At 41.3% G+C, this 12,731-nt stretch carries 9 protein-coding genes; 8 read left to right on the forward strand and 1 reads right to left on the reverse strand.

Annotated features, from left to right (window positions below; translation table 11 throughout):
- From RAO94_09825 to RAO94_09860, 8 genes are all read left to right on the forward strand, one after another.
- On the forward strand, nt 1-1,547 hold a 1,547-nt coding region (locus tag RAO94_09825), incomplete at its 5' end, for a DUF1998 domain-containing protein (GenBank protein ID MDP8322635.1).
- Entirely contained in the window at nt 1,540-2,724 is a 1,185-nt protein-coding gene (locus RAO94_09830; protein ID MDP8322636.1) for a ribonuclease H-like domain-containing protein, read from the forward strand. The genes RAO94_09825 and RAO94_09830, both read left to right, overlap by 8 nt.
- Nucleotides 2,714-4,993, forward strand: a complete 2,280-nt coding sequence (locus tag RAO94_09835; GenBank protein MDP8322637.1) for an ATP-dependent DNA helicase — start codon at nt 2,714-2,716, stop codon at nt 4,991-4,993. Before RAO94_09830 ends, RAO94_09835 begins: the two co-directional genes overlap by 11 nt.
- 236 nt (nt 4,994-5,229) lie before the next feature.
- Nucleotides 5,230-5,847: a hypothetical protein gene (locus RAO94_09840; protein MDP8322638.1), complete on the forward strand. Its 618-nt coding sequence runs from the start codon at nt 5,230-5,232 to the stop codon at nt 5,845-5,847.
- A 425-nt stretch (nt 5,848-6,272) separates the two neighbouring features.
- On the forward strand, nt 6,273-7,499 hold the full coding sequence (locus tag RAO94_09845; GenBank protein MDP8322639.1) for an amidohydrolase family protein: 1,227 nt from the start codon (nt 6,273-6,275) through the stop codon (nt 7,497-7,499).
- A 244-nt stretch (nt 7,500-7,743) separates the two neighbouring features.
- Nucleotides 7,744-8,019 carry a chemotaxis protein CheW gene (locus RAO94_09850; protein ID MDP8322640.1) on the forward strand — a complete coding sequence of 92 codons (276 nt, stop codon included), beginning with the start codon at nt 7,744-7,746 and terminating at the stop codon, nt 8,017-8,019.
- A 148-nt stretch (nt 8,020-8,167) separates the two neighbouring features.
- Nucleotides 8,168-10,315: a SpoIIE family protein phosphatase gene (locus RAO94_09855; protein ID MDP8322641.1), complete on the forward strand. Its 2,148-nt coding sequence runs from the start codon at nt 8,168-8,170 to the stop codon at nt 10,313-10,315.
- Between the two features lie 18 nt (nt 10,316-10,333).
- Nucleotides 10,334-12,100 (forward strand): M3 family oligoendopeptidase, encoded by a 1,767-nt coding sequence (locus tag RAO94_09860; GenBank protein ID MDP8322642.1) that lies wholly within the window; start codon nt 10,334-10,336, stop codon nt 12,098-12,100.
- A 363-nt stretch (nt 12,101-12,463) separates the two neighbouring features.
- On the opposite strand, the gene RAO94_09865 is transcribed toward RAO94_09860, so the two are convergent.
- Nucleotides 12,464-12,731, reverse strand: a 268-nt coding sequence (locus RAO94_09865) for a hypothetical protein (GenBank protein ID MDP8322643.1), incomplete at its 5' end; no start/stop codon positions are given.

Here is a 12,731-nt window from a genome sequence, read left to right on the forward strand (position 1 = left end):
ACAATGTACTGGGCTATCGCAGCGGATATTTGGCAAAGCAGCGTCGCGAGATAGAATCCGAAATGAAGGCTGGTGATATCAACACAGTGGTTGCCACAAGTGCTCTGGAACTTGGTATTGATGTAGGTGGACTGGATGTGATAGTAATCAATGGCTATCCGGGCAGTATTGCTTCCACGCTGCAGCAGTGGGGTAGAGCCGGAAGGACGGGGGATGATTCTCTGGGAATACTTGTAGCAGGATCAGATCTGATAGATCAATACCTGGTGAAGCATCCTGAATATCTATTTAAAGGCATTCCCGAGCAGGCTCTTATTAACCCAGATAATCCTTTCATTCTGCTGCATCAATTAGAATGTGCCCTGTTTGAAAAGCCATTTCGCAGTGGGGAAGGTTTTGGAGCACTCAATGGAGCAGAAACGGATCAATATCTTGATCTTTTGCAAAAATATGGCAAAGTGCATCGATCAGGTGATAAATATCTCTGGAAATCAGATACATATCCAGCCAGCAGTATCTCACTCAGAACAACCGGCAGTGGTGAATATCTACTGCAATGTGAAGGTCTGGTGATCGGCAAAGTTGATGAAGCCAGTGCCTACTGGATGGTTCATCCTCAGGCAGTCTATATTCATAATGGCCAGTCATATCTGGTAAAGGAACTTGATTTTGAAAAACATCTAGCGATATTGGATAATCAACCACTTGATTATTATACCCAGTCTATCAGCAGAACTGATTATGAGCTGCTGCAGGAAACTGGCAGAGATAAGGAAAAGGGAGCTGATAAATATCAGGGTCAGGTGCGTGTGGAACGCCAGGTGACAGGATTTAAGCGCATCAAATGGGGCAGCCAGGAAATACTTGATCAAGCTCCTTTGGATATGCCTGTCACAGAGATGGTCACTATGGCATACTGGTTTAGCCCCACTGATGAGACTATAGAAAAATTAAAAGAATCGGGGAATTGGAATAATACTCCCAATCAATATGGTGCCGCCTGGAAGAAACTAAGTGAAAAAGTAAGATCGCGAGATGGATTTGCCTGTCAGAATTGCGGCATTACAGAAACTGATAAAGCTTTTCATGTGCATCATAAGATACCATTTAAACAGTTCGTAAACCGTTATGAAGCTAATAGAGAAAGTAATCTGATCACCCTCTGTCCAACCTGTCACCTCCTGGCAGAACAGGAAGCTTATGTGCAAAGCAGTCTGGCAGGACTGGGCTGGCTTTTGCAGAATATAGCCCCGTTACATCTGATGTGTGACCGCTCAGATATCAGGGTGGATGTGCAGCAGCAGAGCAATCTGGCTGAAGGCAGACCGGCAGTGATATTTCATGATACAGTCCCCGGTGGGATTGGACTTTCCACCCGAATTTATTCACAACACAAAAAGATCCTGGCACAGGCACTGGATATTGTCAATAGCTGCGAATGCTCAGCAGGCTGTCCTGCCTGTACTGGTCCCGTGGCAGAAAGTGGGGAAGGAGCCAAGGCGAAAGTTAAAGAATTACTCAAATATCTGGTGCAGACTGATGTTTGATCTGGAAAAGATCCTTAAAGATACTTTAAAAGATAAGCGGATCAATTCCATTAAGGATGAGGACGCCAGGGAACTATCTGAAATCTTACCCGGAGAATATCTCAATAAATCAAAAACAGTGTATCGGGCGGAATTTATCTATCGATTACCTTTAAGCTACGGAACCAGAGAATTAAGCAGATTTGACATCCCTGAAGTTATTTTAAGCTGGGCTGGGATGGATAATCCAGTGCAGATCAATAATCTTTTGTTTTATGATACGGAGACTACTGGTTTAAGCGGAGGAGTAGGCACCTGGGCATTTCTTACCGGAATCGGCAGATTTGAAAGTGACCAGTTCATAGTCAGGCAATACTTCATGCTTGATCCTGGCAGTGAAGATGAATATCTTAGTGAACTGGCAAAGGAGTTTACTGAAGATATAATTCCAGTTTCTTTCAATGGACGGAGCTATGATTCCAACCTGCTGAATTCCCGCTGCATTATGAATGAAATGAAGCCCTTTCTGATCAATCAGAAGGATATAGACCTTTTATACCTGGCTCGCAGATTATGGCGCAAGGAATTAGGCAGATGCAATCTGGGTTACCTCGAGGAGCAGCTATTGGGAATAGCTCGTGATCCAGCAGATGACCTTCCCTCAGAAGATATTCCTGAATTGTATTTTGAGTATCTGGAAACCGGCAATGCTGAGTTGATGCACAAAGTTTTTAAGCACAATGTAAGCGATATATTATCTATGCCGGTATTATTTGCCTTGATCGTAGAAGTGATAAATTCCGAGGATCCCCAGAGTATTGATCATTCAGCACTGGCACGCTTATATCGTGATCTGGGATATGAAAAAGAAGCTGAAGCATGCTTTAAAAAAGGTCTCACAGGTAATAATACCGTTATCTGTCGCGCCCAGCTTTCGTTTCTTTATAAAAGGCAAAATAGACTGCCCGAAGCAATTGCTCTCTGGCAGGCAGCAGCAGAATCAGAAATATATGCGCTTATTGAACTGGCAAAACACGCAGAGCACAAAGTTAAAGATTTTCAGAGTGCTCTTAACTGGACACAGCAGGCAATGAAACTGGCTTATGAGAATGAGTTCGTGGATGGCAGGCAGATTTTTGAATTGCAAAAACGGCTAAACAGAATAAAACAAAAAATAGAGCGAAGCATTGATAATTAAACCAGAGATCAAGGTAAGCGTAAGATCGCTGATAGAATTTTATTACCGACAGGGTGATCTTGACCTGGTAACTTATGTGAGCAATAGTCGTATGCTGCAGGGTACCCGTGCACATCAGAAATTGCAGAAAAGCAGACCTCCTGATTACGAATCTGAGATAACACTTTCCTATCTACGAGAATCGGATGATTTCAATTTACTTATTCGCGGCAGAATGGATGGATTATATCGCAGGGAAGCTGGCATAATTCTGGAAGAGATAAAGTCTATCACCAAGGACCCTGATCTGATTGGAGAGCAAAGCTTTCTGCATTGGTGGGGACAGGCAAAAATTTATGCTGCTATCTTTTGCCAGCAGGAATCTCTGGAAAATATCGATATCCAGCTTGCCCTCTATCATTTGGATAAAAAGAAAGAAACTATTTTAAAAGAGAGTTTCACCGCACTGGAGCTGGAATTATTCCTGGAGCAGGTAATTGCCAAATATCATCACTGGGCAGCAAGACTCTCTGCCCGTCAGCAGCAGCGGGATATATCGCTTGAAAAACTGGAATTCCCATATTCATCATACCGCAAAGGGCAGCGGCAGATGGCAGTGCAGGTTTATAACGCTATCCGCGAGCAAGGTCAGCTTCTGGTGCAAGCTCCCACAGGCATTGGCAAGACTATGGCAGCAATATTTCCTGCCTTTAAAGCTATTGGAACCGGGCTGGTGGACCGCATCTTTTATCTGACTGCCAGAACTACCGGCAAGAATATAGCTGCTCAAACGGCTGAGATTTTAGTAAGTAGCGGCTTGGATTGCCGGGCACTCGTTCTCACTTCCAAAGAACGCATCTGCTTTAATCCCGAAAAAGCCTGTCATCCTGATGATTGCCAGTATGCCAAAGGTTTCTATGACCGTCTGGGAGATGCCATAGATGAGGCGTTTCCTCTCAAAGTATATCATCGATCTACTATTGAATCTCTGTGCCATAAGCATCGCATCTGTCCCTTTGAATTCTCGCTGGATGTTGCTTTATGGTGCGACCTGATCATTTGTGATTATAATTATGCCTTTGATCCCCGGGTTTATCTGCGCAGGTTCTTTGAAAATATCGATGAACGCTATACTTTTCTGGTAGATGAAGCACATAACCTGGTTGATAGAGCTCGGGAGATGTTTTCCAGGGAACTTCTCAAAAGCCAGACCCTTGCTATCAGGCGCAAGATCAAAGATAGACTTCCAGAAATTTATAAGATGGTCAGTAAATTAAATAGTGTTTCCCTGCAATACAAAAAAGAGATGGAATCTGATGAAGAACACACTCTGGATAAACCAGATGCTTTAGAACTGCCTGCTCGCAAATTCATTAAAGCAACTGATAAATGGTTAGCCCAAAATCATCAGACAGCTTATCGCTCTGAACTTCTTGAGTATTATTTTGAAGTAAATGCCTTCCTCTGGGGCTTGGAAAATTACACCAGCAGCTATCGCACCCTTTTTCAGCGAGCCAGATCTGAGCTTGCCATCAAACTTTTTTGTCTTGATCCTGCCATTTCACTTGCAGAATGCCTTGATCGCTGCAAAAGCGTGGTCTTTTTTTCAGCTACTCTCACCCCTTTCAATTATTATCAGGAACTCTTTGGCTGCCACCCGGAAGCAAAAAGTCTTAATCTACCTTCACCATTCCCAGCTCAAAATCTTACCATATCAAGATCAAGAATTCAAACCAGATATCGCAGCAGAACTATCACAATGGGACATTTGGCAACAGCTATCACTGATTTCCTCAATCAGCAAAAAGGAAACGCTTTGATATTTTTCCCCAGCTACCGTTATTTACAGGACGCCCTGGAGATTATCCAGCAGAAAGAGATTACGCATCAATTACTTATTCAGCGATCCGGGATGACAGAACCCCAGCGTGACGAGTTTCTGGCAGAATTTCAGAAAGCTGACACGCTTACTGCCGGTTTTGCCGTGATGGGAGGAGTTTTTGGCGAAGGCATTGATCTGGTGGGAGATTATCTCACCGCTGCCGTGATCGTGGGAGTAGGACTGCCCGGGATCGATCTCCAGCGGGAATTGATCCGCAATTATTATGAAGATCGCAGCAAGGGCTATGATTATGCCTACACTTTTCCAGGGTTCACGCGGGTTTTGCAGGCAGCCGGCAGAGTTATCCGCACAGAAAAAGATATTGGCAGCGTCCTCCTTATAGATGACCGTTTTTTCACCATGCGCTACCGCCAGCTCTTCCCAAAATGGTGGCAAATCACTCAATAAAAAACTCTTTCCATAATTGTTTCCCCGAAAAATCACTCAAAGTTCATAAAATTCATCTTGTCCATTTCGTCCGCTATGTCCTCTTCGTCCATTCCCCAAATATCTCCCAGCGATAGACCACAACCAGAGAACCTAAACTGCGAACGGCATGAAGATGTAATCGCAAGTAAATAAATGAATTGACAGAGAAATAATTTTACAGGAAAAAAGGATTCAATGACAGATAGGGGGAATATATGATTGATAATAATGAAAAACAATTAGTTAGACAGTATTATGTAGAAAGTGGAATATTAGAAATTGCAACAGGTTTGACAGCCTTTTTGGGGAGTGCAATGGTATATTGTGGAGTAGTTATCTGGCTTGGCGTGTATTTCATGATGATATTATCTATAACTGTATTACATAAGGCAATTGTGCTAAAGCATATAGAGCAGAGTGAATTAGAGCTATTGCTTTCTCATAAAAAGGCTATAGAACCACGAATAGTTGTAAATTTCTTTATATATATAATCCTTGGGGGACTGCTGATTCTTTTACAGCCCAGGTTGATAGAAAATCCAGATAGATGGCTACTGAACATTTTAAATCATTTACCATGGGCATTTGTTACGATTGGTATTGCCTTATCTGGAATAATTTACTATAAACTGGATCAGGTACTTTATATTCTGGTAATAATATTTGCTGTTTGTGTATTAGAAATAGCCTTCGATATTCCTCAAGCGTTGTTAACTATGTGTCTTGTTATAGGATTTTTTGGATTATTAAAAGGGCTACAAAAGTTAATCCGTTTCTTGAAACACAATCCACGAAAAAGAAAGCGTAATGATAATATAATGTTTAAGGAATAGAGAAAGATAATATTTGCAGGGACAAAGAGACTGTTCAATGCAGTAATTGATATTATTGCATGTTTTCAATTTTTGTAGCATAAAAGTGCACATATTCTGAATGATGTGGGTAGATACTGAAATTGACCTTTCTAAGCCCTTGCGCATGGTCGATAGACCTCCGAAATGGTTGACCTTTCTGACCAAGAGATTCTCATTGCTAACTGGCTTATTTATCGATATTTATAAACTTCTATCCTCTGACCAACCATTGCGAAGGGATCAGCCTATGCGTTGCTCCGGCTCGACAAGCCATTCGTAAGGTATTGACTGGTGGGAATTGAACAGTCTCAGTTTGAACTTCTGCTAAAATATGAAATTTGAGTTGACATCAGAACGATTATTTTTATGATAATATCAAATCGACTTTAAGAAAGAGGTGCAGAATGGAAAAATTTATTGTATATGCCAGAGAACTTTATGACGGTAAGAAACTGCTGAAAGATGTTTATATCACTATCGAAGATAATATGATCTTGAGTGTAGATCAGGAAGAGAAGGAGTTTGATGCGGAGGGGATAGTTACTCCAGCGATAATTGATGCACATTCACATATCGGGATGGATCGTGAAGGCGAGCCCTGGCAGGAAGCTGAACTGAATGATCATATAGACCAGATAATGCCCTTATCTGACCCTCTGAATAGTATTTATTATGATGACAGGGCATTTCAGGATGCAGTGGATTTTGGTGTGTTATATAGCTGCCTGGTGCCGGGAAGCGGGAATCTGATCGGAGGTAAAGCACAGATCATCAGGAATTTTGCTGATAATGTGGGTGGTGCATTGCTAAAAACTTATGGTTACAAGATGGCCCTGGGCTTTAATCCGCGCTCAACCACAGATTGGAAAGGAACCAGAAATAATACCCGGATGGGTGCTTATGCCCTTTTGGAAAACAAACTGGATGAACTGCTGATAAAGCGTGATAAAGCAGAAGTTACCAAAAATAAAAAACTGCTGGATCTGGATAAAAAACTGAAAAAGAATGAGCTTGATAAAGCAGAATATGAAGAAGAACTTGATCTAGTGCTTCGGGAGATGGAGCTGGGTTTCACCCCGGAAGAAATTGCCTTATTAGATATAATGAGCGGTGAACCCACCGTGAAAGTCCATGTTCACAAGGAAGATGATATCTTATATCTGATCCATCTTAAAAACAAGTATGGCATCAAGGTAACTGCTGATCACACTTTGGATGTGTGGCATCAGGAGATTTATGACCTGCTGGCAGAAAACGATATTCCTGTAGTATTTGGACCAATCGGAGCTGTAGGTTATAAAGTGGAGCTGAAGCATGCTTATTACCAGAATACCGGTCTGCTGATGGAATCAAAAGCCCAGTTTGGTCTGATGACTGATCATCCGGTTATTCACACCTATTCACTGCGGGATTCCCTCAAATTCTTCCTGATCCAGGGGATGAGTCCTGAGCTGGCTATCGGGCTGATCACATATCAGAATGCCCGAATTCTGGGAATTGATGATGTTCTGGGTACTGTAGAAGCAGGTAAGTATGCCAGCCTGGTCGTCTGGGACAAAAATCCTCTTGATCTGTCAGCATTTCCTAAGCTCGTAATGGCAGAGGGTGTGATACTTAGAGATAACGGCTAATACTATACAAGTATATGTCCTATAACTCCTATATAAACCAATAAATTAGGCACCAAAGTGCCTTTCAGGTGGAAAAACAAAGCACGTACTGACATTTTATTGTGAGTATGTGCTTTGTTGTTTTGGGTTGAATCCACTGGATGTTATCTTATTTAATGACAAGAAAATGGTAAAAGATAAAAAAGAGTTTACAATAGAAAGATAAATGTACAAAATGCCGAAAGATATTAATAGGGAGAAATAGATGGCTAAAGCAGAAAGTTATCTTGTATTCCGGGAAGGGGAGCATCGCTTTGGATTGAGTTTATCCGAAGTTGAACGGATCGAAAAAGCAGTTGCTCTGGAAGAAGTAACAACTGGTGCAGAATTTGTGAAAGGGGTTTTTAACTATCATGGAGAATTACTGGCAGTAATAGATATTCGCAAGATTTTCCAGCTTCCTGCGCGAGAAAACAAATTAACTGATTTACTCATAATAGCGAGTACAAAAAAAGGCTTGCGATCTGGGCAGAAGCAGTAAAATTGAATTATGCCAGCATGGTATTAAAAACTCATGAGATTGCTTCACTTTTGTAAAAATTAGATGATCAGAATGGAAACAATATAATCGTTTCGTAATTTGGAGGTGTAATATTAAATCTGAACAGGATAAAATACCAAAGAAAAGGATACTCGTAGTAGAAGATAGTAAAACTCAGGCGATGAAGCTGGAGTATCTGCTTTTTAAAAACGGATATGAACCAATATTAGCCGATAGTGGGGAACAGGCAGTCGAGATGGTGAAGGAGAAAGAGCCTGATCTTATAATAAGTGATATCTTGATGCCGGCTATGAGTGGATATGAGTTCTGCAGGCAAATGAAAAGCTTCATTAAAACCCGTAACACACCTTTGATATTTTTGTCAGCTTTATCTGATACCCATGATATTCTCAAAGGGCTGGAATGCGGAGCCAGCAATTTCCTGACCAGGCCCTGCAATGATGAAACTCTGCTAAAAAATATTGAGCAGCAGTTATCAGTTAAAACTAAACCTGAGGGAGATGAGATCTATGAAGTAGTCAACCTTGAATTTGAGGGTAAGGAATACATTATATCGGCTTCAAAAAGTAAAATATTAGAAATTCTGGTGACAACTTACGAGACAGCGATCACTAAAAATGAAGATCTGGCAAAAGCTCAGGGAGAATTAAAGAACCTTAATCTGCAGCTGGAAGAACGGGTGAGGGAGAAAACAGCCCATTTGCAGACAGAGATCAAAGAACGGCAAAAGGCTGAGTCAGAATTATATAAGCTCTCTAATGTTGTGCATCAGGCAAAGAATATCATAGTGATCACTGATCTGGAGGGTAATATTGAATATGCAAATCCCCGCTTTACTGAGATAACCGGCTATACCCTGGCAGAAGCAATTGGCAAGAACCCGCGGATCTTAAAATCAGGGGAGCATGATGATGCATTCTACCAGAATGTTTGGGAAACAGTAATGGCTGGTAAAGAGTGGAAGGGTGAAATCATCAATAGAGCCAAAAATGGAGATTTGATCTGTGAATATGCCTCGATCTTTGATATCAGAGATTCTAATGGAACGGTGCGGAATCTGGCAAAAATTGCTGAAGATATCACGGAAAAAAAGAAGAATGAAGTTCAGATTGAAAGACTATATACCTCACTTCTGGAGGATATAGAGCTGGCTTCTTCGGTGCAGTCATATTTATTACCGGATTGGCTTGTGCATGAAAATAATATTTCCATAACCTCAGTATATTCTCCATCTGAAAAGGTTGGAGGTGATATTTTTGATATAATTCAAATCTCAGAAAGCCAGTATGTGGTCTATGTAGGTGATATTTCCGGGCATGGAGTTCAGGCAGCTTTGATCATGACAGCAGTTAAATCAACCATTAATATGCTGGTAAATATGGAAAAGAGTAATGTGAGACCGCATTACATAGTAAATAAATTAAATGAGATACTTAGTAAGGATTTCTTCCAGACAAATTATCTTACGATGATATTCTGCCTGGTAGATCTGGAAAATAACACCATAAAATATCTCAATGCGGGGCATCCGGCTCTTATTGAATATAATAAGCACACTGCTGATACTAAGATAATTGATCTTGGCTCATCAATCCCGGTTGGCTGGCTGGCATCATATCAATATGAAGAAGATGAAGAGGTGATGATGGAGATGTCGCCGGATTCTATCTATTTCCTTTATACTGATGGACTCTTTGAATGCCTGAATTTTGAGGGTATGGAGCTGGGAATGAGTGGATTTACCAAGTTTTTGACTAAATTTCGCGATAATATGAATAGTATCATTCTGCCATTTATGATCAAGCAGCTTTTGATAGAAGAAAATTATGACCTGAAAGGGGATGATTTCACTCTGCTTACTCTTCAGAAATTTGATGCTTCAAGTATGCAGGATATAATACTGCTGAGATACACAAGTAAAAACCGCAAAGCAATATCTATGAAAGCAGAAGCCTTTATCATGAAGAAATTTGATGATCAAAATTTCTATCATACCATAAATTCGGTAATTGCTAATTATTTCCATAATATTGTCGATGAACACTCAGAACGCAAGGTTGATAATTCCATTTTATTGCAGATGAAGATTGATAGTGATCTGGAACTCACTTTCTGGGAAAAATTTGATTCTAATAAAAGCACTTACCAGATCGATGGTGATGAAGGGTTACATAAAAAGGATTATATCATGGATAGTAATTTCAATAAGTATCCTCTCAGGCAGAATAGATATGATGAGATTGTGGAAACAATAGTTAATATTCCCATAAAATAATAACAGGAAGGTAGATTTATGAGATGGTCTTTAGACGATTATTACCCGTCATTTGAATCCGGAGAGTTTCTGGAAGATATTAAAAAGCTGGAAAGCCTTATAACTTTGATAGAAAAAATCGAGCTTCCCACTCCGGCAGATATGCCCGTGGCTGAGCGTGCCTCTCTGGCAGAAAAAGTGCTCAGGCAGAAAGCGGAACTTTCTGAACTGGTCGGCAGATTAATGAGTTTCTGTTCTCTTACTTTAAGCGTGGAAGCAGCAAATAAAACTGCCTTATCCTATCAACAGAAATTGCAGCAGAAGCTGCTGAAACTAACAAAACCTAATGTAAGATTTCAGCTCTGGATAACAGGTGGTAATGATCTGGAAGAATTGCTGGAGCATTCAGAATATCTGAGGGAAATTGGGTTCTATTTAAGGGAGATGGTCAAATATTCACGCTATTTGCTCAGCGAACAGGAAGAAAATATTCTATCCCGTATGAGTTTAACCGGCTCAAATGCCTGGACGCGCATGAAGGGATATATAGAATCTCAGCACCTGGTAGAGCTGGAAGTGAATGGCAAAATTGAGAAGTACCCGCTTCCTGTTATCCGCAATTTTGCTCATGATAGCGATGCTGATTTAAGAAAAAAAGCCTATCTCGCAGAAATAGCATCTTATGATCAGATAGCCTATCCCATAAATTCTGCTTTAAATTCCATAAAAGGTGAAGTCCTTCAGAAAGTGGAACTTAGGGGATATGAATCCGTGCTCGAGATGACGCTGCTGAATTCTCATCTGGAAGCAAGAACTCTGGATACAATGTTTACTGTTATTAAGGAATATCTTCCGGAATTCAGGAAATATCTCAGGCATAAGGCAAAGCTGCTGGGACATGAAAATGGCTTACCTTTTTATGATTTGTTTGCTCCTATAGGTAAAATAGAGAAGAATTATAACTTTACCGAAGCCCGGACATTTGTTGTTGGTAATTTCCGTAAGTTTTCTGATAGACTGGCAGATTTTGCTGAGCATGCCTTTGCCAATAACTGGATAGATGCCGAACCACGGCAGGGCAAACGCGGAGGAGCTTTCTGCTCAACCTGTCATGCCATTCAGCAAAGCAGAGTTCTGGCAAATTTCACTGGGGGACTGGGGAACGTGACAACCCTTGCTCATGAGCTGGGACATGCCTATCATGGCTATTGCCTCAAGGATGAATTACCCCAGAATACTCACTATTCCATGCCCGTAGCAGAAACTGCCTCCATTTTTGCTGAGACCATTGTGAAAGATGCCATCACCCGGAGTGCTGAGGGAGATGCCCGACTGGCAATTCTGGAAACCAAATTGATGGAAGCAACCCAGGTGATAGTAGATATCTATAGCCGTTATCTTTTTGAAAGCAATTTCATTGCTGAACGCCAAAATGGTGATGTTAATCTGGAGCGGACAAAGGAACTGATGCTGCAAGCCCAGAAAGATGCTTATGGAGAGGGACTTGATCCTAAGTTTCTGCATCCCTATATGTGGCTCTGCAAACCGCATTATTATTATGCCGGAGCAAATTATTATAATTTCCCTTATGCTTTTGGACAGCTTTTTGCCCAGGGTCTTTATGCAATTTACCTTAAGGATAAAGATGACTTCGTTCTTAAATATGATGCTATTCTGCGGGAAACAGGCAGAAATGATATTACTGGAGTTGCTGCTTTTGCCGGAATAGATATTAATGATAAAGAGTTCTGGAAAGGTTCCCTTGACCTGATCAAGTCAGAAATTGAGGAATATCTAAAGTTCTAAAAGTAAGAGCCACCTTGCGAATGGCGGAACGTCCTCCGTAGCTTTAGCGGAGGAGGATTCCTTCGCAATGGTAGCGTTCAGATTGGGTAGGGGACCCAAACACAACATGAGTGACAGAGCTCTGCGTACCCAGAGCTTCCAGCTCTGATGTTAATGTTGTACCCAGCCCATCCTTGGGCTGGATTTGTTCGTTCACCATTCACCAATTACGGATAAAAAGTCTTACATTACATTTTTTCGTGTCATTTCGTGGCTTTCGTGGTCAAACTTTTACATTACATTATCCGTGTTCATCCGTGAAATCCGTGGCAAAAATCTTCACATTAAAAAAGGGGGGGGATCTGCAGCTCCCCCCTTTTCACGTTATACAGTCTCGATTGAGCTGTTCAGGGTTGAAAGGTCAAGACCGCAGGCAGGCATGTCTGCTGCTTCTATCAGATTCCCCACATTGGGGGCTTCTGTGCCAAGCAGATCGCCAATCTCACCACCGAACTTATCCACAGTAAGGGTGGAAATATCAAAGGCAGTGATTTTTGCAGTTGCAAAGCAGGCTTTAAGGAAGATATTAAGCTTGTTGTAAGGTATTTGAGTGCGTCCATCAAGCTGAGTTTCATTCCATGCCAGCGTATAG

Origin of the sequence: Candidatus Stygibacter australis (assembly GCA_030765845.1) — a bacterium.
Classification (GTDB): Bacteria; Cloacimonadota; Cloacimonadia; order Cloacimonadales; family TCS61; genus Stygibacter; species Stygibacter australis.

Excerpts from the sequence above, each read along its gene's own strand:
- RAO94_09845 (MDP8322639.1), top strand. The coding sequence starts at position 6,273 with ATGGAAAAATTTATTGTATATGCCAGAGAACTTTATGACGGTAAGAAA.
- RAO94_09850 (MDP8322640.1), top strand. The coding sequence starts at position 7,744 with ATGGCTAAAGCAGAAAGTTATCTTGTATTCCGGGAAGGGGAGCATCGC.
- RAO94_09860 (MDP8322642.1), top strand. The coding sequence starts at position 10,334 with ATGAGATGGTCTTTAGACGATTATTACCCGTCATTTGAATCCGGAGAG.
- RAO94_09830 (MDP8322636.1), top strand. The coding sequence starts at position 1,540 with ATGTTTGATCTGGAAAAGATCCTTAAAGATACTTTAAAAGATAAGCGG.
- RAO94_09840 (MDP8322638.1), top strand. The coding sequence starts at position 5,230 with ATGATTGATAATAATGAAAAACAATTAGTTAGACAGTATTATGTAGAA.